General features: G+C 58.8%; 21 protein-coding genes. 10 read left to right on the top strand and 11 right to left on the bottom strand.

Features of this window, described 5'->3' with window-relative positions:
• Positions 1 to 354: 354 nt before the first annotated feature.
• Together katG and ACR0MI_RS05895 are read right to left on the bottom strand one after the other, a co-directional pair.
• Positions 355 to 2,556: a catalase/peroxidase HPI gene (gene katG, locus ACR0MI_RS05900; RefSeq protein ID WP_170617379.1), complete on the bottom strand. Its 2,202-nt coding sequence runs from the start codon at positions 2,554 to 2,556 to the stop codon at positions 355 to 357.
• A 318-nt stretch (positions 2,557 to 2,874) separates the two neighbouring features.
• Positions 2,875 to 3,717 (bottom strand): SDR family oxidoreductase, encoded by an 843-nt coding sequence (locus ACR0MI_RS05895; RefSeq protein WP_170617377.1) that lies wholly within the window; start codon positions 3,715 to 3,717, stop codon positions 2,875 to 2,877.
• 90 nt (positions 3,718 to 3,807) lie between these two features.
• On the opposite strand from ACR0MI_RS05895, the gene ACR0MI_RS05890 reads away from it, so the two are divergent.
• A complete protein-coding gene (locus ACR0MI_RS05890) occupies positions 3,808 to 4,440 on the top strand; it encodes a class I SAM-dependent methyltransferase (RefSeq protein WP_170617375.1) in 633 nt (210 codons plus the stop codon).
• Between the two features lie 13 nt (positions 4,441 to 4,453).
• Here ACR0MI_RS05890 and ACR0MI_RS05885 read toward each other — a convergent pair whose 3' ends face one another.
• From ACR0MI_RS05885 to ACR0MI_RS05875, 3 genes are read right to left on the bottom strand one after another with little or no spacing between them, the layout of a single operon-like run.
• Positions 4,454 to 5,233 (bottom strand): carnitinyl-CoA dehydratase, encoded by a 780-nt coding sequence (locus ACR0MI_RS05885; protein ID WP_170617373.1) that lies wholly within the window; start codon positions 5,231 to 5,233, stop codon positions 4,454 to 4,456.
• Positions 5,230 to 7,245 carry an acetate--CoA ligase family protein gene (locus ACR0MI_RS05880; protein ID WP_170617371.1) on the bottom strand — a complete coding sequence of 672 codons (2,016 nt, stop codon included), beginning with the start codon at positions 7,243 to 7,245 and terminating at the stop codon, positions 5,230 to 5,232. The genes ACR0MI_RS05885 and ACR0MI_RS05880 overlap by 4 nt, the downstream gene beginning before the upstream one ends.
• Before the next feature lie 16 nt (positions 7,246 to 7,261).
• Positions 7,262 to 8,422, bottom strand: coding sequence for an acyl-CoA dehydrogenase family protein (locus ACR0MI_RS05875; protein WP_170617369.1), 1,161 nt, complete (start codon positions 8,420 to 8,422; stop codon positions 7,262 to 7,264).
• A 77-nt stretch (positions 8,423 to 8,499) separates the two neighbouring features.
• Between ACR0MI_RS05875 and ACR0MI_RS05870 the strand changes: the two genes are divergently transcribed.
• Positions 8,500 to 9,447, top strand: a complete 948-nt coding sequence (locus tag ACR0MI_RS05870) for a GlxA family transcriptional regulator (RefSeq protein ID WP_170619856.1) — start codon at positions 8,500 to 8,502, stop codon at positions 9,445 to 9,447.
• A 12-nt stretch (positions 9,448 to 9,459) separates the two neighbouring features.
• Here the strand turns inward: ACR0MI_RS05870 and ACR0MI_RS05865 are convergent, their stop codons facing one another.
• Both ACR0MI_RS05865 and ACR0MI_RS05860 read right to left on the bottom strand, forming a co-directional pair.
• Positions 9,460 to 10,452 (bottom strand): sterol desaturase family protein, encoded by a 993-nt coding sequence (locus ACR0MI_RS05865; protein WP_480442199.1) that lies wholly within the window; start codon positions 10,450 to 10,452, stop codon positions 9,460 to 9,462.
• A 92-nt stretch (positions 10,453 to 10,544) separates the two neighbouring features.
• A complete protein-coding gene (locus ACR0MI_RS05860; protein ID WP_170617365.1) occupies positions 10,545 to 11,300 on the bottom strand; it encodes a class II aldolase and adducin N-terminal domain-containing protein in 756 nt (251 codons plus the stop codon).
• A 113-nt stretch (positions 11,301 to 11,413) separates the two neighbouring features.
• On the opposite strand from ACR0MI_RS05860, the gene ACR0MI_RS05855 reads away from it, so the two are divergent.
• On the top strand, positions 11,414 to 12,289 hold the full coding sequence (locus ACR0MI_RS05855; protein ID WP_170817397.1) for a LysR family transcriptional regulator: 876 nt from the start codon (positions 11,414 to 11,416) through the stop codon (positions 12,287 to 12,289).
• An 88-nt stretch (positions 12,290 to 12,377) separates the two neighbouring features.
• Here ACR0MI_RS05855 and ACR0MI_RS05850 read toward each other — a convergent pair whose 3' ends face one another.
• Positions 12,378 to 12,812 carry a VOC family protein gene (locus ACR0MI_RS05850; RefSeq protein ID WP_170617361.1) on the bottom strand — a complete coding sequence of 145 codons (435 nt, stop codon included), beginning with the start codon at positions 12,810 to 12,812 and terminating at the stop codon, positions 12,378 to 12,380.
• A 126-nt stretch (positions 12,813 to 12,938) separates the two neighbouring features.
• Between ACR0MI_RS05850 and ade the strand changes: the two genes are divergently transcribed.
• From ade to ACR0MI_RS05830, 4 genes are all read left to right on the top strand, one after another.
• A complete protein-coding gene (gene ade / locus ACR0MI_RS05845; RefSeq protein WP_170617359.1) occupies positions 12,939 to 14,741 on the top strand; it encodes an adenine deaminase in 1,803 nt (600 codons plus the stop codon).
• Positions 14,738 to 16,201 carry an AMP nucleosidase gene (locus ACR0MI_RS05840; protein ID WP_170617357.1) on the top strand — a complete coding sequence of 488 codons (1,464 nt, stop codon included), beginning with the start codon at positions 14,738 to 14,740 and terminating at the stop codon, positions 16,199 to 16,201. The genes ade and ACR0MI_RS05840 overlap by 4 nt, the downstream gene beginning before the upstream one ends.
• Before the next feature lie 130 nt (positions 16,202 to 16,331).
• Positions 16,332 to 16,619 (top strand): HU family DNA-binding protein, encoded by a 288-nt coding sequence (locus ACR0MI_RS05835; protein WP_117871130.1) that lies wholly within the window; start codon positions 16,332 to 16,334, stop codon positions 16,617 to 16,619.
• Positions 16,620 to 16,833: 214 nt separating this feature from the next.
• Positions 16,834 to 17,313, top strand: a complete 480-nt coding sequence (locus ACR0MI_RS05830; RefSeq protein WP_170617355.1) for a GNAT family N-acetyltransferase — start codon at positions 16,834 to 16,836, stop codon at positions 17,311 to 17,313.
• A gap of 83 nt (positions 17,314 to 17,396) precedes the next feature.
• On the opposite strand, the gene ACR0MI_RS05825 is transcribed toward ACR0MI_RS05830, so the two are convergent.
• Complete coding sequence (locus ACR0MI_RS05825; protein ID WP_170617383.1) at positions 17,397 to 18,593, bottom strand: BCCT family transporter; 1,197 nt, start codon at positions 18,591 to 18,593, stop codon at positions 17,397 to 17,399.
• A gap of 190 nt (positions 18,594 to 18,783) precedes the next feature.
• On the opposite strand from ACR0MI_RS05825, the gene ACR0MI_RS05820 reads away from it, so the two are divergent.
• Complete coding sequence (locus tag ACR0MI_RS05820) at positions 18,784 to 19,671, top strand: DMT family transporter (RefSeq protein WP_170617354.1); 888 nt, start codon at positions 18,784 to 18,786, stop codon at positions 19,669 to 19,671.
• On the opposite strand, the gene ACR0MI_RS05815 is transcribed toward ACR0MI_RS05820, so the two are convergent.
• Complete coding sequence (locus ACR0MI_RS05815; RefSeq protein ID WP_170617352.1) at positions 19,647 to 20,168, bottom strand: glutathione peroxidase; 522 nt, start codon at positions 20,166 to 20,168, stop codon at positions 19,647 to 19,649. The genes ACR0MI_RS05820 and ACR0MI_RS05815 overlap by 25 nt on opposite strands.
• Positions 20,169 to 20,314: 146 nt before the next feature.
• Between ACR0MI_RS05815 and msrB the strand changes: the two genes are divergently transcribed.
• Both msrB and msrA read left to right on the top strand, forming a co-directional pair.
• Positions 20,315 to 20,761, top strand: a complete 447-nt coding sequence (gene msrB, locus ACR0MI_RS05810; RefSeq protein WP_170617350.1) for a peptide-methionine (R)-S-oxide reductase MsrB — start codon at positions 20,315 to 20,317, stop codon at positions 20,759 to 20,761.
• Positions 20,761 to 21,273 carry a peptide-methionine (S)-S-oxide reductase MsrA gene (gene msrA, locus ACR0MI_RS05805; RefSeq protein WP_170617348.1) on the top strand — a complete coding sequence of 171 codons (513 nt, stop codon included), beginning with the start codon at positions 20,761 to 20,763 and terminating at the stop codon, positions 21,271 to 21,273. The genes msrB and msrA overlap by 1 nt, the downstream gene beginning before the upstream one ends.
• A gap of 40 nt (positions 21,274 to 21,313) precedes the next feature.
• On the opposite strand, the gene ACR0MI_RS05800 is transcribed toward msrA, so the two are convergent.
• Positions 21,314 to 23,317: a hydantoinase/oxoprolinase family protein gene (locus ACR0MI_RS05800; protein ID WP_170617381.1), complete on the bottom strand. Its 2,004-nt coding sequence runs from the start codon at positions 23,315 to 23,317 to the stop codon at positions 21,314 to 21,316.
• Between the last annotated feature and the right edge of the window lie 70 nt (positions 23,318 to 23,387).

The raw sequence follows: 23,387 nt of genomic DNA, 5'->3' as shown, positions 1-23,387 counted from the left end.
CGGTCTCTCCCGAGCGTCTCAACCGTCTTTCCAGTCCGTCAGGCCGTCTCCCCGACCCGTCAGCACCGCCTCAGCAGCGCCGGTGAAGGGGTATTTACGGATTAGGTCTGGGACCTGCAACCCCCATTTTCAAAAAACTTCACATTTCCCTGCAGAAACTGACGCGGGTTAATGAAAACAACAGGTTATCTAAATAATTCGCGCGTTTGAGCGGCTTGTGCGCTGCAGAAACCGGGAAAGAAGTCGACCTTTCGGCGGAATCGTACCCAGTGTTTGGTATGCACCTAGGTCCTAACCAAAGAAAACGCCACCCGAGTCTCCTCAGGCGGCGCAATCACAGTAATGGTCGCTGGTTTACTGCAGATCGAAACGATCCGCGTTCATCACCTTGTTCCAGGCCGAGACAAAGTCACAGACGAATTTGCCCTCGGCGTCGGCCTGACCATAGACCTCGGCCAGTGCCCGCAGCTGCGAGTTCGAACCAAAGACCAGATCAACTCGGGTGCCGGTCCATTTGACCTCTCCGCTGGACCGGTCGCGCCCTTCGTAGACGCCCTTGCCTGCGGGCTTCCATTCGGTGCTCATGTCCAGAATGTTGGTGAAGAAGTCGTTGGTCAGTGCTCCGACACGATCAGTGAAGACGCCATGCTTGCTATCGCCGAAGTTGGCGCCCAGAACGCGCAGGCCACCGACAAGTGCTGTCATCTCGGGTGCCGACAGGTTCAACAACTGCGCCCGGTCAACCAGCAACTCCTCGGGTGAGACGGTGTAGTCGGCCTTCCGGTAGTTGCGGAAACCGTCAGCGATGGGTTCCATCACCGAGAAGCTCTCGACATCGGTCTGTTCCTGCGTCGCATCGGTGCGGCCCGGGGTGAAAGGCACTTCGACGTCCTGACCACCGGCTTTGGCCGCCTGCTCGATTCCAACCGCACCCGCAAGAACGATCACATCCGCCAGCGATACTTTCTTGCCACCCGACTGTGCGCCGTTAAAAGCCTTCTGAACTCCCGACAGGGCATCCAGCGCCTTGGACAGTTTCAAAGGCTCGTTGACGTCCCAGTCTTTCTGCGGCGCAAGCCGGATACGTGCACCATTGGCACCTCCGCGTTTGTCAGATCCGCGGAAGGTCGAAGCAGAGGCCCAGGCGGTCGAAACCAGCTGAGACACCGACAATCCTGCCGCTGCAATCTTGGCCTTAAGGTCTGCCACATCCGCATCATCGACCAGATCGTGATCCACGGCCGGAACGTTGTCCTGCCAGATCAACTCTTCGGTCGGGGCTTCCGGACCAATATAGGCCGAACGCGGACCCATGTCGCGGTGGGTCAGTTTGAACCAGGCCCGTGCGAAGGCATCTGCGAACTCTTCCGGGTTCTCATGGAAACGCTTCGAGATCGGGCCGTAGATCGGGTCCATGCGCATCGCCATGTCGGCGGTTGTCATCATGGTCTTCACCTTCTTGGACGGATCATGCGCCGCCGGGGCCATGTCTTCCTCTTTCACGCCGACCGGCTCCCAGATATAAGCGCCCGAGGGGCTTTTGGTCAGGTTCCAGTCATAGCCGAACAGCAGGTCAAAATAGCCGTTGTCCCATTTGATCGGGTTCGCGGTCCATGCGCCTTCGATCCCCGAGGTCGTGGTGTCATCCCCCTTGCCAGAACCAAAATTGTTGATCCAGCCAAAGCCCATTTCCTCGATCGGGGCGGCTTCTGGTTCCGGGCCTACCAGATCGGGGTCGCCCGCACCGTGCGCTTTGCCGAAAGTATGACCACCCGCAACCAGCGCAACGGTTTCCTCGTCGTTCATCGCCATCCGGCCAAAGGTATCGCGAATATCGCGGCCCGAGGCCAGAACGTTGGGTTCACCATCCGGGCCTTCCGGGTTCACGTAGATCAGGCCCATCTGCACGGCGGCCAGCGGGTTTTCCAGATCGCGCTCGCCCGAATAGCGGCTATGCGGGTTGTCTGTCGGAGCCAGCCAGTCCGTCTCGGCGCCCCAATAGATGTCTTCCTCGGGCGCCCATATATCTTCGCGGCCTCCGGCGAAACCAAAGGTCTTGCCGCCCATTGACTCGATGGCGCAGTTACCGGCCAGAATCATCAGATCGGCCCATGAGATCTGGTTGCCGTATTTCTGTTTGATCGGCCACAGAAGACGGCGGGCCTTGTCGAGGTTGCCGTTGTCCGGCCAGCTGTTCAACGGTGCGAACCGCTGGTTTCCCGTCGAGGCCCCGCCGCGGCCATCCGCCGTCCGGTACGTCCCGGCGCTGTGCCAGGCCATCCGGATAAACAGGCCACCGTAGTGACCATAGTCGGCCGGCCACCAGTCCTGCGAATCCGTCATCAGCGCATAAAGGTCTTCCTTCAGCGCTTTCATGTCCAGCTTCTTGAATTCTTCGGCATAATCAAAATCCGCACCCAGCGGATTTGATGCTGGGGTTTTCTGGTGCAGAATCGACAGGTTCAACTGGTTCGGCCACCAGTCCCGGTTCGACCGGGTACCCGCACCATGCATGACAGGGCATCCGCCTGTTTTGGGGTTATCACTTCCGTCCATATCGATCTCCAATCCTGGCTAAGTCCGGCAGGTTCGCGTGTGCAAATCTCAGATAAGTATTGTGGTTCGAACAGCACTCATCGTGCCGAGTCGTCCACATCACTCACCGGCAGAATTAGCAAATTCAAACCATGCAAAAAAGTTTTGTTTTCCGATCAATTTCATAGCTTTTTGCTATTACTTGGAATTCACCTCAGACAGCGAAACCTGATCGGGCCGGACCAACACCCGACATGCACACCACACTCATCCCCGCAGGTCGCCTGACCCGGGGATTCAACAGTAAAAGATCCAGTCAGAAATGGCGTTTCTTAACCGCTACCGCTTCATCAGGGATTCCAGCCCGACACGATAGTCGGGATAAAGAAGCCGCACGCCCAGCTCTTCCTTGATACGGTCGTTTCTGACGCGCTTGTTCTCATTGTAGAAACTGCGCGCCATCGGAGTCATGTCAGCGTCCTCAAATGCCACGGCTGGCGGCAGCGGAAGCCCCTGAAGCTTTGCCGCGTAACCGATGACGTCCTGAGGCGGAACAGGCTCGTCATCACAAACATTGTACACAGAACCGGGATTGGGCCGTGCCATGGACGCCCGCAGTACCTGCGCAACATCGGCAACGTGAATGCGCGAGAAAACCTGCCCCGGCTTGATGATCCGCCGCAGCCCGCCGCGTTTGAGTTTGGAAAATGGTCCCCGCCCGGGACCATAGATGCCCGCCAGTCGGAAGATATGCGTCGGCAGGCCCGGAATTCCCGCCCATTCCTGTTCCGCGTGCAAGCGCCACTGGCCCCGGTCAGCCGTTGGTGCAGGCGGCGTCGATTCGTCGACCCAGTCGCCCTGATGATCGCCGTAAACCGCGGTTGTCGACAGATATCCCACCCAGGAAAACTGATTGGCCCGCGCCTCGATCTCGGTCCGCAGGGCGGCCAGAACCGGATCGCCTTTTGCCGTCGGCGCGATCGAGATCAGCAAATGCGTCACCCCATCCAGTGAAGGTGCCTGACCCGGCCAGATCAGAGGGTCGGCACCTGAGGCCCGGATTGCATCGGCCCCGTCCGCATCCCGGGTTGTCCCGACAATCTGCCATCCATCATGCATCAGTAGCCGCGACAGTGCCTGCGCCGAATACCCGTGTCCAAACGAAAAAAGAGATCCAGTCATGGCCCCTTAGATGATCCGCTAAAGCGCCAGATGCAAGCACCTGCCCGAGGATACTTGATTCGAATCCCCTGATGCGCCTTTGATTGTGTCATGAGCGACAAGAACCCCGATCTGAAAGCCGCCTATGCGCTGAAAACGCCAGAGGACAACAAACGCCTCTATGCCGAATGGGCCGGAGATTACGACGAAGGCTTTGCGGCCCTCGAAGACTATCAGCTTCATGTTCACACCGCCCGCGCCTTTGTCGGTGCAGGCGGCCAAGGGCCGGTTCTGGATGTGGGTGCCGGCACCGGCCTGTGCGGCGCGGTGCTGGCAGGGCTGGGAGTCGGACCCATAGATGCCACTGACATCAGTAGTGAAATGCTGAGTCAGGCAATGCGAAAGGACATATACCGGGATGCGATCGAGGCCGATCTGAACCACGGAATCCCGGTTCCCCAAGACAGTTATGCCGGCATCGTTTCGTCAGGCACATTCACGCATGGCCATCTGGGGCCGGATGTTCTGCCCGCTTTGTTGCGCATAGCGCGTGCCGGGGCGCAGTTCGCGCTCTCCATCAACGCCAGGCACTTTGAAAAGCTCGGCTTTGCCGAGGCGCTAAGGGAGTTGGAACAGGATCAGATCCGCAATCTGACCCTGACCGAAGTTCGCATCTACGGAGATCTTGCAGCAGGCGACAACAAGGATGACACCGCGATCATCGCGCTGTTCGAACGCATTTGAATAGCCGCGCCGTTCAGCGCCCTTTCCAGACCGGGTCGCGTTTTTCGGCGAAAGCCCGCGCGCCTTCCAGATTATCATCAGAGCCGTACAAGGTATCGATCGTCGACAATTGGCGCCGCGTGATCCGGTTCATGATGTCCTGAAACTTCGAATCTTCAGCCTCACGCACAACTTCCTTGATTGCCGCATAGACCAGAGGCGGGCCGCTTGCCAGAAGCCGCGCAAGCTCCCATGCGCGGTCCATCAGTTGATCGACGGGAACGATTTCATTGACCAGACCCCAGCGGTGCGCCTCGTCCGCATCAAACCAACGTCCCGTCAGCAACAGTTCCATGGCAACATGATAGGGAATACGTTTGGGCAGTTTGACGCTGGCGGCATCGGCAATCGTGCCCGAACGAATTTCGGGCAGGGCAAAGCTGGCATGATCGGCGGCAATAATGATGTCAGCGCTCAGCGCCAGTTCCAGACCACCCCCACAGGCGATTCCGTTCACGGCAGCGATCACAGGCTTGTTCATGTCGCGCAGTTCCTGAAGCCCGCCAAAACCACCAACACCATAATCGCCGTCAACCGCGTCGCCGTCAGCCGCGGCTTTCAGATCCCAGCCGGGGCAAAAAAACTTGTCCCCTCCGCCGGTCAGAATGGCCACACGCAGATCGGGGTCATCGCGGAAATCGCGAAATACGTCCCCCATGACACGGCTTGTCGCCAGATCGATGGCATTGGCCTTGGGTCGGTCCAGTGTAACTTGCAGAATTGCACCATCGCGTTTGGTTTTGACCGGATTCATGAGCTTGCCTTTCGGATCAGGGCATCCACCGCAACCGCACCTTCCTTGGTGCAGATGAGAGGATTGATTTCAACTTCGCTGACAGTTGCCGCATTGGCAATGACATACGCCTGTACGGCTTCGACCGCGTCCAGAATTGCATCGATATCCGCTGCCGGTTTGCCCCGGTATCCTGCCAGAAGCGGCGCACAGGCCAACCGGCCCAGCGCGTTCTGCACGGCCTGCCGGGACGAAGGCACGAGCATTGAGACGGTATCACGCAGAATTTCAGTCAGTACCCCGCCCGCCCCCAAAGTCAGGACAAATCCATGCGCCGGATCACGCGTGACGCCTATCAGCAACTCGGCAACACCGCCATCCGCCATTTCCTCGATCAGTATGTCGTCGGTGCCGATCTTCTCTGCCACGGCGGTCAGAGCATCGGAACTTACGCCCAGTTGAACCGCGCCATGTTCGGACTTGTGTGCCAGGCCAATGCCTTTGACCGCAAAGGGGCCACACAAATCGACTGCGGCCTCGGCCACGCTGCTTTTGCAAGCTACAACACGCCGCGGCACCTTCACGCCGTGACCTGCCAAAGCCTCTTTTGCTTGCGCTTCGGTCAGAACCTGATCCGGGTCAGAGTTTGAGGGCAACAAAACCGGTTCGGCCGGTTCAGGTACGACGCGCGCCGCCGCCTCGATTGCGGCCAGCGCCTCGTGCAGGCCGGCAAAAGGGACAACACCACCGTCGACCAGTTGTCGCGCCACGTCCTGCGGCATCAGTTCGGGCAGGGTCGCTGTTACCGCAAAGGGGCGACCCGTGTGCGCGACGCAGTTCAGCGCCGCCTGCGTGGCGCAGGCCCAGTCGGTCGCATCGGTATGGGGATAGTCGACAATCGACATCGTCAGCGCCTTGTCCGGCCCGGTCAATCCGGTCCAGGCGCGGGTCATCGCGTCGGTGTCGCGCCAGATATAGGTGTGATAGTCCAGCGGGTTTGCCAAAGCCACCATCGGCCCCAACGCGGCGCGCAAATCGGTCTTTTGCCGGTCTGTCAGCGGCGGGAAATGCAGATCGCGCCCCTCGGCCATATCCGCGCCCAGGCTCGCCTCGCCACCAGAGCAGCTGATCATGCCCAGACCGTTGCCATCCAGACTTCCGGTGACATGCAGCAGTTTCAGGCATTCCAGAAAGCTCGGAATGTCACCCAGCCGGGCAATCCCAAGGCGGTCCAGAAAAGCCTGTGCTCCGGCGTCGCCTCCTGCCAGGGACGCGGTATGCGAGATCGTCGCCGCCTGTGCATGCGCGGAACGCCCCATCTTTAGAGCGACGATCGGCACCCCGCGCACGTGCGCCTTGGTGGCCAGCGCCTCCCATTTGCGCAGATCGCCAAAGCCTTCGATATGCACGCCGATGGCGGTGATCCGGTCATCGTCCAAAAGGGCCGACGCGATATCGGCCTGATGCGTCTGAGCCTGATTCCCGCAGGTCAGGATAAAGGCCAACGGAAGGGCACGGCGCTGCATCGTCATGTTGATGGCCATATTCGAGCTTTGCGTCAGGATCGCCACACCACGATCAACAGGCTGCATTCCATGCTGATCCGGCCAGACCGCAGTTCGGTTCAGGCCATTCACAAAGCCATAGCAATTGGGCCCGAGTATCGGCATATCTCCGGCGGCAGAGACCAGTTGCGATTGCAGATCGGCAGCCTGATCGTCTTCGGCCCGCGCTTCGGTGAAGCCCGAGGCGAAGCAGACCGCTCCGCCCGCGCCGCTTGCAGAAAGGGCTGCAACCGCGGATACGGTTGCATGACGGTTGATCCCCACGAAAGCCAGATCGGGGGGGCGGGGCAGATCCTCAATCGACGCATAAGCCTGTAAACCCGCGACTTGCGCAGCCTTGGGATGAACCGGCCAGATTTCTCCCTCAAATCCGAACTTGCGGGCCTGCGAAATCACTTCGGCGCACCACGCACCGCCACCGATGACCGCCAGTGTCGAAGGGTTCAGAACGCGCGCCAAAGCACCCATCACACGAGCTCCGGCGTCATGCGCCCAGCGCCCGCAACAGATCGCGGCTGATGATGTGGCGCTGAATTTCGCTGGTGCCGTCCCAGATGCGTTCAACGCGGGCATCGCGCCAGAACCGTTCAAGCGGGTAGTCGTCCATCAGCCCCATACCACCATGAACCTGAATCGCGGCGTCGGTCACCCGCGCCAGCATCTCCGACGCATAAAGCTTGGCCGAGGCGATCTCGCGGTTGCTTGGCAAACCCTGGTCCAGCCGGTCGGCGGCGGCCAGCGTCAACAAATCGGCTGCGTCAATCTCGGTGATCATGTCGGCGATCTGGAACGAAACGCCCTGAAACTTGCCGATCTTCTGCCCGAACTGTTCGCGCGTCGCGGCATAATCCAGCGCATAATCAAAGGCACGGCGGGCGCGCCCCACGGACATGGCCGCAACGGTGATACGGGTGGCATAGAGCCATGTGTTCATGACCTCGAACCCGCCATCGACCTCACCCAGAACCTGAGCATCGGGCAGTCGACAATCGTCAAAGTCCAGAACCATGTTCTTGTAACCGCGGTGACTGACCGACTTGTAGCCGTCCCGAATCGTGAAACCCGGAGTCCCACGATCCACCAAAAACGCCGTAATCCGCTTTTTAGGGCCTTTTGGCGTCTGATCTTCGCCTGTAGCGATGAAGACGATGATAAAGTCGGCATGCTCGGCGCCCGAGATGAAATGCTTGGTCCCGTTGACAACCCAGTCACCGCCGTCACGCACAGCTGCACATTTCATGCCACGCACATCCGAACCCGCGCCGGGTTCGGTCATTGCCAGCGCATCCATCCGCTCACCGCGCACGGCAGGCATCAGGTAGCGTTCGATCTGTTCCCCTTCACAGGCCATCAGAATATTCTGCGGCCGCCCGAAGAAATGGTTCAGCGCCATCGAACCCCGCCCCAGTTCGCGCTCGACCAGGGCAAATTCCAGATGGTTCAGCCCGGCGCAACCGACACTTTCGGGAAAGTTGCAGGCATAAAAGCCCAGTTCCAGAGTCTTGCGTTTGATGTCCTCGGCGATCTCGTGCGGAACTTCACCGGTCCGTTCGACCAGTTCTTCGTGCGGGTAGATCTCGTTCTCGACAAAGCTGCGAACGGTTGAGACGATCATCTCCTGTTCGTCGGACAGGCCATATTGCATCGGTTCACTCCACATTTGGACTTTGCGCTATCCTGACGTGGCTTGAAATCACGATCATACAGAATTAGACGATTATCATGCCGAAGTGGAAAAAATCTCCTCCTGCAACGCAGCGACTGGGCGTTCTGCTGTTCGACGGGTTTTCCAACCATTGCCTTGCCAATTCGGTCGAACCGCTGCGCGCGGCGAACACCCTGTCGGGGCGAACCCTTTATGACTGGACATTCCTGTCGCTGGATCCTGGGCCCGTTACATCCTCGTCCGGCCTGCAGGTCGCACCGCATGAAACGCTGCAAAAATCTCATGGCGACATGTTGTGGGTTATGCCGTCATACGGATTTCAGGCCCATGGCGGCTGGCGTACGCTGGCCGGACTAAGATCGGCTGCAGAAAGGTTCCAAACACTGGCAGGCCTGGACACCGGTAGCTGGCTGCTGGCGCGGGCCGGCTTGCTGGACGGACATCGCGCCACCATCCACTGGGAGGAACTGACAGGTTTTACCGAACGCTTCCCCGAAGTCACGGCCCTGCGTGAGCGATATGTCATCGACCGCAACCGCATTACCTGTTCAGGCGCCATGGCAGCTTTCGATTTGGTCCTGTTTCTGATCGGGCGGGATCACGGGCAGGCCCTGGCCCTGGAAGTGTCCCAATTGTTCATGACCCGCGACTCCGCACGCTCTCATACCGGCGGGGCCGGTGCAACCAGCGGCTATGTGAACAAGGCTTTGGGCCTGATGCAGGAAAACCTGGAATCACCTTTGTTAGTGTCTGATATAGCCCGGCGCGTGGGGCGTTCCCAAAAGGCGCTTTCAATCCGAATGAACTCTGAACTCGGCGCGGGGCCGGCACAGGTTTATCGGCGGCTGCGACTTAATCTGGCGCGCAAACTGGTTTCCGAAACCGATCTGAGCATCGCCGAGATCGCCTTGCGCACGGGCTACGATGATCCCAGCGCCCTGACGCGCGCGTTCAGGGCCGAGTTCGGTGAGACACCGCGCGCCCTGCGGACGCGCGGAACCTGAAACCGCCGCCAGTCAGCCGAACATCTTTTTCTTGCGCGCCCGGGTAACTTCGGTCGCCTCGGGCGAGCCGTCATGAAAAGTTCCGAACCAGCGGTCCCAAGGCATTTCCTGATTGCCGTAGTTGCATTCGTAATACCGATGGTGGAGCTGGTGGTAGAACGTGCCCAGAGCCAGCCGTTTTCTATCCTTCACCAGCAACTCCTCGTACCCGGTATGGGTCATCGCAGCGCCCGGGCCCTGAAACACGATGTGGAAATACAGGTGGATCGGATGGGACGGAACAATCCAGTGAATGCACAGGGTCGAGAGATAAAAGAAATGCTCGACCGGATGCATCGAGAAACCTGACCAAGGGCCGATATTGACGTTTCGGTGATGCAGGCTGTGGACCTTTTTATAGAGGAACGGCTGATGCAGCAGACGGTGCACCCAGTAAAAATGAAAGGCCGACCACATTGGCAGCAGGATCAGCCAAAGGATGAACCAGACCGGATTTTCAGCAAAGGTGATGGTTGGCGTATATCCGTTGGCCATCAACCACATGGTCACGGCCTGAAACCCGGTCAGCTGCAGAACGCCCGACCCCAGAGACCAGAACATGTTGTCCAGCACCTGATCGCTGAAATTCCACAGCTTGTTGTTCTTGCCCTGCTCGCGCCGTTCGAACTTCAGCTTCTTGCCCTGCGCCTTGCGCATATAGAAGTACCAGTGCAACCCTCCGGCGACGATGAAAATCATGGCAAAATTCACCAGCCAGATCTGAAAAATCCAGCCAAACGCAAAAGTCCTGACGGTTTCCAGCGATGGGTAGAAAAACGCCCACAGCGCAACGGCCAATCCCAGCATCAGAACCCGTTCGCTAAGGGTCAGCCAGTTCCGGGCGAGCCAGCCCGCCAAATACGCCGGATCAGGTGGCCAGCGAAACACCGAAGGATTCTGCAAGGGCAGATCAGGGTGGTAATTCCACTCGCGGCTCATGTCCTGCATCTGAGAATTGTCTGTCACGTCGATGTATCCTGTGGTTGGGATCGGCAATATTCAGGGCTCCGGCGCCGTGCAGACACGTCCGGTTGCTCTGCCCGTCAGGAGGGTCTGGTTCAGGTGGCGTAGTCCGAGCCTTCGGCGTCCAGCACGGCCTTGATTTCGCGCATATGCGCTTCGGCCTGCCCGGGATAGTCATCAAGCTCTTGCGCCGTTTTCTCGGCGATCTCGTCCGGAAGAACCCGCAACTTCTGTCCCGTTTGAAGCGCGCGTATGTAGGTTTCCGCAGCTCTTTCGAAGTAATAGAGCCTGTTGAACGCGTCCGCAGGATCGCTGCCGATCACCAGAACACCATGATTGCCCATGATCATGACTTTCTTTTTCGGGTCCGCCAGCATCGAGGCACAGCGTTCGCCTTCACTCTCGAAGGCCAGACCGCCAAATTCCTCGTCAACAACGTAGCGGTTGTAAAACGTGGCGGTGTTCTGGTCGATCGCAGGCATCGTGCTGTCCGCCAGCGAGGCCAGTACGGTGGCAAAGATCGAATGCACATGCATCACGCAACGCGCATGTGGGCAATGTCGATGAATCGATCCGTGCAGGCCCCACGCGGTCGGGTCCGGTGCACCGGGCTGGTCCATCACGTTCGGGTCATTTGCGTCCAGAAACAACAGATCCGAGGCCCGTATACGGGAAAAGTGCATCTGATTGGGATTCATCAGAAACTGCGTGCCGTCTTCGTTCACCGCCAGGCTGAAGTGGTTCGCGACCGCTTCGTGCATGTTCAGCCGTTCGGTCCAGCGGAATGCGGCGGCCATGTCCACACGTTCGGGCCAGTGGTCAATATTAGGGCGCAGGCTGGCAACGGTCATGTCAGAAACTCCTGTATTTCGGGTCTGCGTGGAACCGTGCCTTTTGCAAACGGGTTTGACCAACGAAAAATTCGCGGTTAATCCATTAGCTCAGCTAATGCCAGAGTTATGCAATGCAAAAACTGCTTCCACCTTTGGGCTGGCTGCGCACTTTTGAAGCGGCGGCCCGCCATCTTTCCTTTACCGGGGCCGCACGTGACCTGAACATGACGCAAAGTGCTGTCAGCCAACAAATCAAGGCGCTGGAATGTCACCTGGGGCGGCCCCTGTTTCTGCGTCGTCACCGAGCGCTGGAGCTGACCGAGGCCGGAATTACTTATTTGCCTGTCGTTCGTGACGCTTTTCGCACCCTTGTCCGGGGCACCCAGGCCGTTACGGGTGCACAGCAGAACGCGGTGCAGGTGCAATGCAATATCACCTTTGCGGTAAACTGGCTGGCCCCCCGTCTGCCGCGGTTCCGCGCTTTGCACCCTGATGTCCAACTGAATATCTTCACCGAACTTTGGGAACCCCGGGAAATGGCCGAGGGCGCGGCGGTCGAGATCCGTTATTCCTTGCGTCCGGCAGATACCGTGAGGACCGAGTTTCTATGTTCCGACGCCTATTATCCGGTATGTGCTCCGAATTATCCGGTCACTTTGGAGACCCTGCAACAGCAGCCCCTGTTCGACTGTTCGAACCTCATGTCAAACTGGGCAAGCTGGGCGGAAGATCAGAGCCTAAATTGGAAAAACCCGCCCATTACTTATGCCACCACCTATCTGTTTGGCCTGTCCGTCGCGATGGCTGGCGGCGGGTTGTGCCTGGCCCATGACGCCATTGCCAAACATCTGATTGAGAAAGGAAGCCTGATCGCCCCCTTCGCACATCGTGCCGCGATGCCTGAGGCGTACTACCTGTTGCTGTCACCTCAGGCCGAAGAGAATTCAGGGGCAGTTGCGTTTGCTGAATGGCTGCGAAAGGAAATTGCCGAACCCGTTCCGAGCTGATCCCGGCGAGTAGATCTCCCGCCCATCGTCTATGCCCGTTGGGCATCTCCTTTGGTTGGGCCAGGCAGCGCTGCGCACTGCTGGCAGCTCAGTCTTGATTTACGTCCTTCGGGCGGCTGGGAACCCAGGCATACCCGTTTTCACAGAGGATATAGGCCTCGCGCAATCCGTGCGGTTTATCCGTTGGGGCCTGCAGAACGGTGCCCCCTGCCCCTTCTGCACGGGCGGATGCATCGTCCGGATCTGTTTCGTACAAGCGAATTTCAACACCGGCCCCGCGCGGGGGATTCTCGGGCAGCAATCCAAGCAGGGGATTCGATTGGTATGTCCCGTCCGAGTGCAACTGAAAGACGTGCGTTCCGTAGGTGACGATCGCAAAATCTGCGGTCACTTGGTGGCTGGTCATGTTAAAAACAGCCTCTAAGAAAGCGCATTCCGCCGGTACATCGCGAACCAGCAGGTTCAGACCGATCCCACTGAGGCTGCGTCCAAAACTGTCTGCATCTATTGCGTCATAATCCATGGCACCATGCAAAACCCGAACCGCGGCGCATTGCAAGTGCTCAGCCGCATCCGGCAAATTGTGATGGTTTCATGATACCCGACCGCCGGGGGTTGCACCTGACCGCGCATTCGGGAAAGTTGAGCCATGGAATACACACCTTTCCCAAGCTGGCCCGATGTCGCCCCCCGTTTGATCTCAGTTGCCGCCGGGCGCGAAGCTGCGGACATGGTCATCCGCGATGGTATCTGGGTGAACGTACACAGCCGCGAACTGCTCGCCAATCATTCCGTCGCCATAGCCGACGGGCGCGTGGCTTATGTCGGGACAGACGCGTCACACTGCATCGGCCCCGAGACGCGAATCATCGAAGCAAACGGGCGATATATCGTTCCGGGCCTGTGCGACGCGCATATGCATATCGAATCGGGGATGCTGACCCCGGCCGAATTTGCCCGGGCCGTGATTCCGCACGGCACCACCTCGATGTTCACCGACCCGCATGAGATTGCCAATGTTCTGGGTTTGGACGGCGTGCGTATGATGCATGACGAGGCGATGATGCAGCCGGTGAACATCTTTACGCAGATGCCGTCCTGCGCACCGTCCGCACCAGGGCTGGAGACCACCGGCTATGAAATCACCCCCGATGATGTAGCCGAGGCGATGTCCTGGCCAGGCATTATCGGGTTGGGTGAAATGATGAACTTTCCCGGCGTGATCCATGGCGACCCCAAGATGCTGGCTGAAATCGCCGCCACGCAGCGGGCGGGCAAAACCGTCGGCGGGCACTACGCTTCGCCCGATTTAGGGTCTGATTTTGCGGCCTATGTCGCAGGCGGCCCGGCAGATGATCATGAGGGCACATGCGAAGCGGATGCCATTGCCCGCGTGCGCCAGGGGATGCGATCCATGATGCGGCTGGGTTCAGCCTGGTATGATGTCGAAAGTCAGATCACTGCCCTGACGCAGAAAGGTCTGGACCCCCGCAATTTCATTCTGTGCACGGATGATTGCCATTCGGGCACGCTGGTCAACGACGGGCATATGAACCGCGTTGTCCGTCACGCCATTGCCTGCGGATGCGATCCGCTGATCGCGCTGCAAATGGCAACAATCAACACCGCAACCCATTTCGGGCTTGAGCGGGAAATAGGGTCCGTAACCCCCGGACGGCGGGCCGACATTATTCTGAGTTCGGATCTGACCGAATTGCCTGTCGAGATGGTCATCGCGCGCGGGCAAGTCGTGGCCGAAGCCGGTAAAGCCACAGTGGAATGCCCGCACCTTAACTGGCCGGACAAGGCCCTTAACACCGTTCACCTGGGACACACTCTGACGGATGCCGATTTTGAGATCGCAGCCCCAGCAGGCGCAAACAGGGTACGTGCCAATGTGATCGGAGTGGTCGAAAACCAGGCTCCGACCAAAGCGCTGAAGGCCGAGTTGCCAATCATCGGCGGGCTGGTCGAAGGCGAAGATGATGTCTGTCAGATCGCGCTGGTTGAAAGGCACAAGGCCACTGGCGGGGTAACTAATGCCTTTGTGTCCGGGTTTGGATACCAGGGCAACATGGCAATGGCGTCGACCGTGGCCCATGACAGCCACCACATGATCGTCGTCGGCACCAGCCGCGAGCAGATGGCGCTGGCCGCCAACCGCCTGGCCGAGGTGGGCGGTGGTATCACCATTTTCCGCGAGGGCGAGGAGCTGGCACTGGTTGAGTTGCCCATCGCCGGCCTGATGTCGGACCGGCCGGCCTCGGAAGTGGCCGACAAGGCGCAAAAAATGGTCGCGGCGATGGAAGCCTGCGGCTGTAAGCTGAACAACGCGTACATGCAGCATTCACTGTTGGCCCTGGTGGTGATCCCGGAACTGCGGATTTCCGACCTTGGGCTGGTGGATGTGCGGACGTTTGAGAAAATCGACCTTTTGGAACCACTTGCATGACAATCATAAAAACACCGGATGCACCTGATCCGCAAAGCTTCACCGACCCCGAGGCCGCAGTTGCGCGGCTGGAGGAGTTGTACAATCAGGCTACAAGGTTTCTGTGCGACAGCTTTGCCAAAACCATGGGACACGGCGCTCCGACTGAGCGATTCAGAGCCTATTACCCCGAAATTCGCATCAAAACCTCCTCCTATGCACATGTCGACAGCCGCCTGAGTTTTGGTCATGTTTCGGAACCGGGTGTTCACGCCACCACGGTGACCCGTCCCGATCTGTTCCGGTCTTACCTGACACAACAGATCGCGCTGCTGATCCGAAACCATGACCAGCCTGTGACTATCGGGCCTTCGGATACGCCGATCCCGGTACACTTCGCCGTGGCCAACAACCCGGAACTGGTGGTGCCGCAGCAGGGTGCTGCCGGATTCACGCTCAGGGATGTGTTTGACGTTCCTGATCTGACCACCACCAATGACGATATCGTCAACGGGGTGCATGATCACGAAGATCTGGCAGGACCGTTGTCGCTTTTCACCGCGCAACGCGTGGACTACTCGCTGGCGCGGCTGTCCCACTATACAGCGACCGACCCCAGCCACTTTCAGAACCACGTCCTGTTTACAAACTACCAGTTCTACGTGTCCGAGTTCGAGAACTACGCGCGTGAACAACTGGCCGATCCGGAAAGCGGTTACACAAGCTTTGTCTCGACCGGCAATGTCGAGATCACCACACCGGATGCCGCCCTGGAGCAACCGCTGAAGCTGCCCCAGATGCCGACCTACCACCTGAAGCGCGCAGACGGTTCCGGCATCACTCTGGTCAATATCGGTGTCGGCCCTTCCAACGCCAAGACCGCCACCGACCACATCGCGGTTCTGCGGCCCCATGCATGGCTTATGGTCGGTCACTGCGCCGGATTGCGGAATACGCAGGCGTTGGGGGATTTCGTGCTGGCACATGCCTACCTGCGTGAGGACAAGGTGCTGGATGACGACCTCCCGGTCTGGGTGCCGATCCCGCCGCTGGCGGAAGTGCAGGTCGCGCTGGAGCGGGCTGTCGCCGAGGTCACCGAACTGGAAGGGTACGAGCTAAAGCGCATCATGCGCACCGGCACCGTTGCATCTGTCGACAACCGAAACTGGGAACTGCGCGACCAGTCCGGACCGGTTCAGCGGCTCAGCCAGTCTCGGGCCATCGCGCTGGATATGGAAAGCGCCACCATTGCCGCCAATGGCTATAGGTTCCGGGTCCCCTACGGCACTTTGCTGTGCGTGTCAGACAAACCCCTGCACGGTGAATTAAAGCTTCCCGGCATGGCTTCGGACTTCTATACAACGCAGGTAAGCCGCCATCTGGCCATTGGCATTCGTGCGATGGAGCACCTGCGCGGCATGCCATTGGAGCGTCTGCACAGCCGGAAATTGCGTTCTTTTGACGAAACGGCCTTCCTCTGACGCAAAAAAGCAACGTTTTCCCCATATTTTTAGGGTTTTCCGCGCTACTATTCGTTGTGTTCCAACACAATATCCCGTTACAGTTACGCGGTGAGGCCCAAGAGATCGGGCACGTTAAGGAGACCAAGAAATGGCAAAGCCTATGACAAAGACTCAGCTGGTTGCTGCTCTCGCTGAGGAAATGGGGACCGATAAGAAATCCGCGAACTCCGCGCTGGAGGCCATCACAGGCCTGATCACCCGCGAAGTTTCGGCCGGTGGCGCAGTAACCCTGCCCGGCGTCGGCAAAATCTACTGCCGTGAGCGCCCCGAGCGTCAGGTCCGCAACCCGGCCACTGGTGAGACATTCACCAAAGAGGCCGACAAGGTTGTGAAAATGACCATTGCGAAGGCGCTGAAGGACAGCGTGAACGGCTGATCGGATCACCGATGAAGATTCAAAGGGGTCGCGTTTTCGCGGCCCTTTTTTGTGCGTGGCACCTGTAAGCTCCCACCAGGTCCAAGACTTGTCCGGGTCTCGCATGCTCACCACCAAGCAGTCATCGGATTTGAACCGGCGCGGTATCATCGCGACCGGTGTTTTTGGCGTGGACCTCTTTGTGTGCGCAAGCACCCTCCCTATATCCCGTTTTATGAAACAAGAAATTTCTTTCACCCGGCTTACCCAGATCTCGACCCCGGAAATACTGGCTCATATGAAGAACCCGCGACTTGCGGAACACATGCCCCTGCTGACGCAGGACTGGGATGAAGAGACTGTCAATGAGTTCGTGAAGGCGAAAGAGGCCTATTGGGCGCGTGATGGGCTTGGCCATTGGGCCTTCCTGCACGGTGGCGACTATGTGGGATGGGGCGGCTTTCAAAAAGAGGGCGAAGAGTGGGATTTCGGCCTGGTCCTCATGCCCGGAGCATTTGGATTGGGGGCCAGAATAACAAGGCAAGCCATGGAGTTTGCAAAATCCGACGAACGGATAACGTCGGTGACATTCTTGCTGCCGCCCTCACGCAAGAAACTTGGCGCACTTAGAAAACTGGGCGCGTGTCCCGTAGGCGAAGTTGATTACGGTGGCGAGAAGTTCCTCAAATACCGTCTCAATATCGACGCAAGCTAGCGCTCGAAGGCGGAAAGACTTTGCCTTTACAAAAAAGGGCCCCGAAATCGGGGCCCTTTTCCTGTTTGTTGTTTGAAAACCGATCAGTGAACTGTCTCAACCTTGTGGAAGTCCAGATCACGATCTTCGGGCATGGAATCGATGCTCAGCACCTCATTGCGCTTGGCGAGCAGGATATAGACCACACAGGCCAGATAGAGACCCACCACGACCGCGCCGATCCACTGGATCTGCAGCCACTGGCTCTGGAACAGCAGGGTCAGGACGAACAGCAACGCCACGTTGCCCGCCACGTAAGCCGCCTTGCCGAACCTTTCGACTGTCATGTTCAGATTGTCGGTATAGAGTCTAATCAACGAGTCCAGCGAGTTGATGACGAAGGTCACGCCCACGATCACCATCGCGATGTTGGTCACGCCTGCGGTGCTGATGCCGTTCAGGTGGTAGTAGTAGAGAACGGTGAACCAGATCGCCAGCGGGATCGACGGAAAGATCAGCAGCGCGGCCAACAGTTGCCACGTGGTCAGACCGCCGACAAAGCGCGAGGTAAACTGGCCAATCATGATCGACCATGCGAACCACCAGAACAGGTAGAAGGCGTGATAGTCGGTCAGCGGCAGGACGAACTTGTGCAGGTTAGCGAAATACGCACTGATGTTGCTGCCAGTATCAACGAACCCGGTCATACCCATACCGGCCGCCGCCCACATCCCAAGGATCAGAGCCAGGAACAGGAAGGTCGATCCCACCGACAGGATACGCACGTATTTCAAATCGGTCGACGAATAGGCCGCCGCCAGAATCACCACGAACACGATGATGTAGAAGGTGGTGACCACGGATTCGCCGTCTCCGACCTCGGGCAGGTAGCCGGGCAGGTAGATCAGGAACAGGCTGGCGGTGAAAGCACAGGTGCCGATGATGACCACGTTGTTGATCAGCTTGACCAGCGGGATCTCAAAGAACTTCACACGCGGTTCGATGACGCAGAAATAGAACGCGGTCAGGAAGTAGAACGCCCAGATCAGAAAGCCCCAGAACCCGAATTCGATCGCCAGCGGGTTGGCGAATGCATAGGCCGGGTCTTCGGCATAGCCCCCGAACTCGGTCAGAGGGAACATGATCAGGCCGACATCCAGCCCGGATGTGAACAGGATCGCGATAAACGTGAACAGGTGGACAGGCGTCACGCCGACGCAGCGCAGGTTCCACCATTTCACGACGAAGAAAGCGACCAGGCCCAAGGCCAGCAGGACGCCAAAAGACAAGATGTATTCCAGGAACACCGACAAACCTCCCTTGATTGGTCAGATTTGGCGCGAATAACTTTAATTGGCCGGTCAATCAATAAAAACGAAAGTCCAAGAATTCTTGCACGGCACATGTGGCTTTTTTGACGCTGAACCCCCGCAGCGCTTGCGGCCTGATCGGAATTCGGCAACAGTCCCGGCGTTCCGGGATGGAGGTTTCATGGATCTGCGCGCCATAGCCATGGGGCTGACATTTGCCCTGATCTGGTCGTCGGCCTTTTCCTCGGCGCGGATCATTGTTGCCGATGCTTCACCGCTGTTTTCACTGGCCCTGAGGTTCCTGCTATCCGGCATCATCGGGGTGGCGATTGCGCGATCCATGGGACAAAGCTGGCATCTGACAAGGGACCAATGGCGGGCGACCATTTTGTTCGGCGTTTGCCAAAATGCCCTTTATTTGGGTCTGAATTTCTACGCAATGCAAACGGTCGAAGCCTCGGTCGCCGCGATCATCGCCTCGACAATGCCGTTGCTGGTTGCCGTCGCGGGTTGGTTGTTCTTCCGGGAAAAACTGCGACCCATGGGATTTCTCGGGTTGCTGTCTGGTTTCTTCGGCGTCGCCCTGATCATGAGCAGCAGGATCAACGCAGGTGTCGATATGTTTGGCGTGCTGCTGTGCGGGATCGGCGCCCTTGCCCTGACCTTCGCGACACTGACGGTCCGCGGTGCGACATCGGGCGGGAACTTCATGATGGTCGTCGGGTTGCAGATGTTTGTCGGCTCAGCCGTACTGTTTGTGGCTGCGCCATTCTTTGAGACGATCTATGTCCATCCAACGCTGCCCCTGCTTCTTGCGTTCACCTACACCACCCTTGCCCCCGGGCTGCTGGCGACCTTGATCTGGTTTATGTTGCTGAACAGAATCGGTGCTGTCCGGGCCGCAACCTTTCACTTCCTGAACCCGGTGTTCGGTGTCGCAATTGCTGCACTGCTGCTTGGTGAAAAGCTCGGGCCCATGGATGCGGTCGGAGTAGGCATTACCACGCTGGGGATTTTAGCTGTTCAGCTATCCAGACAACCGGTTCAGCGCAGCAAAGCCTCGACCTGACTCAATAGTTTCCGCGAGTCAGGCCGCACATTCGACCCAAACGTGGCGACAACCTCTCCTGACGGGTCGATAAGGATCTTGTTGAAGTTCCAGCTGGGGACAAAGCCAGTTCGCGCGGCGACAGCCTTGTAGAATGGGTGCGCGTCCACTCCTTTGACTGGCGTTATGTCGGTCATGGGCAGAGTCAGGTCATAGTTCAACTCGCAGAACCGCTTTACCTCTTCCGCGGAGCCCAGTTCCTGTTTGAACGAATCCGACGGGACGGCCAGAACCACCAGCCCCCGGTCCGCGTAAGTGTCATGAATCTTTTGCAGGCCCGCATACTGCTCTGTGAACCCACATAGGGACGCGGTATTCACGATCAGAACCGGCTGGCCTCGCCAGTCTTCGATAGACAACGTGCCGCCGTCGATCGAATCAAACTCGCCGGTCAAAGGCGCAGCTTGCACGGCGCGGGCAATCAACAGCAGGACGAATAGCAGAAGCAGTCTGAACATTGCGGCACCTCCTTTACTGAGAACTACGTGCCCGCCTGGCAACCGGATCACATGCACGAGCGCGCGAGATAGCTGAAATATGATTTTGCTTTTTGCCTCGTTATGCCCAAATAGAAGGCCAAGTCGCGTCAAAAACCGGAGGAGCCATGACCCGCTATACCAAAGATCCCGAGGCCATCGCCGCTCTGTCACCCGAAGAATACCACGTCACGCAGCGCAGCGGTACCGAACGCCCCGGCACCGGCAAGTATCTGGGCAACAAGGAGCCCGGGATTTACGTTGATATCGTCTCGGGAGAGCCATTGTTCGCTTCGACCCACAAATACGAATCCGGCTGCGGCTGGCCGAGTTTCACGAAGCCCATCATCCACGAACACGTGGAAGAGTTTCGGGACGCCACCCTTGGTATGATCCGTACCGAGGTGCGCTCGAAACACGGTGATAGCCATCTGGGGCATGTATTTCCTGACGGTCCGCGCGAACATGGCGGGCTGCGCTATTGCATAAACTCAGCCGCGCTGCGGTTCATTCATCGTGACGAGATGGAGACCGAAGGCTATGGCGAATATTTGATCCATGTGGAGGACATCTGATGACTGAAGAACGCGCCGTACTTGCCGGGGGATGTTTCTGGGGCATGCAGGATCTGATCCGCAAACTTCCCGGCGTTTCCCGCACCCGTGTCGGATATACGGGCGGTGACGTACCCAACGCCACCTACCGCAATCATGGCACCCATGCCGAAGGAATCGAAATCTGGTTCGATCCTGCACAAATATCTTACCGCACTTTGCTGGAGTTCTTTTTCAAGATCCACGATCCCACGACGGTGAACCGTCAGGGCAACGACCTCGGGATGAGCTATCGTTCGGCTATCTACTTTGCCGACGACAATCAGAAGCAGGTCGCGCAGGACACGATTGCCGATGTGAATGCCAGTGGCCTATGGCCCGGTAAAGTCGTGACCGAGGTTGAGCCCGTCGGAGATTTCTGGGAGGCCGAGCCAGAGCATCAGGACTATCTGGTCCGCATCCCGAACGGGTATACCTGCCACTTTCCGCGCCAGGACTGGGTGCTGCCCAAACGCGCGGATGCGGCCGAGTAAACGACGACCTGCCCCGACCCTCTATGAATTCGAAGGGGGGCTAGCCAGTGGCCACTCGTGGTCGGCCACTGGCTTCGACCGTCACAAGGGCTTCGACAAACACATCCTGCGCCTCGATGCGCGCGGTCTTGATGTCCCTGTCGACAATGACCCGGATATCTTCAGCCCCGGCTTCGCGGACCGCGGTTTCAGTTTCTTCCTTCAAAACAGCTTCCAACAGGGCCAAAGCCTGATCTGACGCCGCAAAATCCTGTGGCCCACTGTCCAGATGCACGCGATATCGCCCCTCGGCAGGCGAGGTTACGGTGCCCGAGCGCCGCAAAGTCAGCCGCCCGACAACCGCACCGATGGCATTTGCGACGCCGGTATGCTCGGGCAGGATCATCCGGCATCGCAACCGCTCCCCGACGGCCGGATAGTAGCTGGGCGCCGAAGCGCCAAGGCCCACGACATCGACATTCAAAGCCGTATCCAGAGACAACAGGCCACGATGCCCTGCCAGGCCGCGCCGGGTCAGTACATGACGGGCCAGGTCCTGAGGAGGAACCCCAAAATCATGCCCTTCTTCCGCAAAAGCAGTCTCTAACAAGGTCAAACTGGTCTGTTCGGTCAATTGATCCACGATCATGCCGGCCAGCTGTTCCGGAGACTTCGCCAGAACATCACCCGACCCCACCCTCTTGCGAGACACAAGTTCCAGCACCTTGCGGGCAGCACTTGAATCCCAGGCATCGACCCGGCCCAGAACATGGCTGGCATCCGAAGGCGTGACGCCCGAAACCTGAACAAGCCCGCGGTCCACCAACCGCGTCAGCGCGCCGTTGTCCATTCTGGTCCGCAACAGGCTGCTCAGCGGCAAAACCTGGTCACCAAGCCGCTCCAACACAGCATTCTCGCGCGGCCCGACATCATCAGCACGCATCCCTGAAACTCTTCGGGCAAACCGTGTATCAAACTCACCCACCGTTGTTGCCCGCAGTTGCTCGTCCAGCGCGGCATGCACGACTCCGGGCGCTTCCGACGCGATCAGAGAAACCGGCAGCACCCGCCGCGGCCCCAGGAATACGCCGCCGCCCAAGCCTTCAGTAACCACGTGAACCTGGCTGTCACCGCCCAATCCATGGGTCCGCATCGCCACCGCCTCGACCATGGTGCGGAAACCGCCCACCTGCGCCCCGGCCGGATCAATCGCAGGCTTGCCGTCCCGGATCAAAGCCACATCCGTCGTGGTCCCGCCAATATCAGAGACAAGCGCATTCTCGACCCCGGTCAGCCAGCGTGCCCCCACAATCGAAGCCGCCGGGCCGCTGAGGATCGTCTCAATCGGGCGTTCACGCGCCTGCTCCGCACTCATCAGCGCACCATCACCGCGCACCACCATCATCGGGGCCGTGATGCCCAGCTCGTGTAACCTGTCCTGTGCCCGGCCGATCAGGCGGTCGATCATGCCAATCAATCGCGCGTTCAGAACGGCGGTCACCGCCCGTTTCGGACCGTTCAGCCTAGCCGACAGGTGATGGGAACACGTGACCGGTGCCCCTGTCTTTTCCGCAATGATCCGCGCTGCTTCCAGCTCATGCGCCGGGTTGCGTGTGGCGAATTGCGAAGCAACGGCAAAGCCGGATATCCCTTTATGAGAGTCTAAAAATGCCTCAAGCGCCGCAATATCCAGCGGCGCAGCTTCGCCACCGGCATGGCTGTGGCCACCGGAAATCACAAGCGCCGGGTCGCCTTTAAGCGCATCCTTTAGCCCGTGCTTTTCCAGATCACTGTCCTTGAAGCCGATATACACAAGCGCAACACGCCCGCCCTGCCCTTCGACCAAGGCGTTCGTGGCCAGGGTGGTCGACAGCGACGCCATCGATATCTGGTCGGGTGAAACCCGCGCCTCGTCCAACACGGACGAAATCGCCCTGCCCACACCAATCGCCAGGTCCGCCCGTGTTGTCAGGGACTTGGCCGAGGCAATCACCTCTTTCTCATCCCGGATCAGCACCGCATCCGTGTAGGTTCCGCCTGTATCCACCCCCAAAGCCAACGCCATCGGGTCCTCCATCTGTTCGCTGACAAAGGGTCTAGCGGTTTGCGCCGTCACGTCCAGCCTGTTTGCGGCA

The sequence above is a fragment of the Ruegeria sp. D4 genome (assembly GCF_056534475.1).
Note: the sequence above shows the minus strand (reverse complement) of the source record. Positions and strands in the feature narration are given on the sequence as shown.

Excerpts from the sequence above, each read along its gene's own strand:
- katG (WP_170617379.1), bottom strand. The coding sequence starts at position 2,556 with ATGGACGGAAGTGATAACCCCAAAACAGGCGGATGCCCTGTCATGCAT.
- ACR0MI_RS05895 (WP_170617377.1), bottom strand. The coding sequence starts at position 3,717 with ATGACTGGATCTCTTTTTTCGTTTGGACACGGGTATTCGGCGCAGGCA.
- ACR0MI_RS05890 (WP_170617375.1), top strand. The coding sequence starts at position 3,808 with ATGAGCGACAAGAACCCCGATCTGAAAGCCGCCTATGCGCTGAAAACG.
- ACR0MI_RS05885 (WP_170617373.1), bottom strand. The coding sequence starts at position 5,233 with ATGAATCCGGTCAAAACCAAACGCGATGGTGCAATTCTGCAAGTTACA.
- ACR0MI_RS05880 (WP_170617371.1), bottom strand. The coding sequence starts at position 7,245 with ATGGGTGCTTTGGCGCGCGTTCTGAACCCTTCGACACTGGCGGTCATC.
- ACR0MI_RS05875 (WP_170617369.1), bottom strand. The coding sequence starts at position 8,422 with ATGCAATATGGCCTGTCCGACGAACAGGAGATGATCGTCTCAACCGTT.
- ACR0MI_RS05870 (WP_170619856.1), top strand. The coding sequence starts at position 8,500 with ATGCCGAAGTGGAAAAAATCTCCTCCTGCAACGCAGCGACTGGGCGTT.
- ACR0MI_RS05860 (WP_170617365.1), bottom strand. The coding sequence starts at position 11,300 with ATGACCGTTGCCAGCCTGCGCCCTAATATTGACCACTGGCCCGAACGT.
- ACR0MI_RS05855 (WP_170817397.1), top strand. The coding sequence starts at position 11,414 with ATGCAAAAACTGCTTCCACCTTTGGGCTGGCTGCGCACTTTTGAAGCG.
- ACR0MI_RS05850 (WP_170617361.1), bottom strand. The coding sequence starts at position 12,812 with ATGGATTATGACGCAATAGATGCAGACAGTTTTGGACGCAGCCTCAGT.
- ade (WP_170617359.1), top strand. The coding sequence starts at position 12,939 with ATGGAATACACACCTTTCCCAAGCTGGCCCGATGTCGCCCCCCGTTTG.
- ACR0MI_RS05840 (WP_170617357.1), top strand. The coding sequence starts at position 14,738 with ATGACAATCATAAAAACACCGGATGCACCTGATCCGCAAAGCTTCACC.
- ACR0MI_RS05835 (WP_117871130.1), top strand. The coding sequence starts at position 16,332 with ATGGCAAAGCCTATGACAAAGACTCAGCTGGTTGCTGCTCTCGCTGAG.
- ACR0MI_RS05830 (WP_170617355.1), top strand. The coding sequence starts at position 16,834 with ATGAAACAAGAAATTTCTTTCACCCGGCTTACCCAGATCTCGACCCCG.
- ACR0MI_RS05820 (WP_170617354.1), top strand. The coding sequence starts at position 18,784 with ATGGATCTGCGCGCCATAGCCATGGGGCTGACATTTGCCCTGATCTGG.
- ACR0MI_RS05815 (WP_170617352.1), bottom strand. The coding sequence starts at position 20,168 with ATGTTCAGACTGCTTCTGCTATTCGTCCTGCTGTTGATTGCCCGCGCC.
- msrB (WP_170617350.1), top strand. The coding sequence starts at position 20,315 with ATGACCCGCTATACCAAAGATCCCGAGGCCATCGCCGCTCTGTCACCC.
- msrA (WP_170617348.1), top strand. The coding sequence starts at position 20,761 with ATGACTGAAGAACGCGCCGTACTTGCCGGGGGATGTTTCTGGGGCATG.
- ACR0MI_RS05800 (WP_170617381.1), bottom strand. The coding sequence starts at position 23,317 with ATGGCGTTGGCTTTGGGGGTGGATACAGGCGGAACCTACACGGATGCG.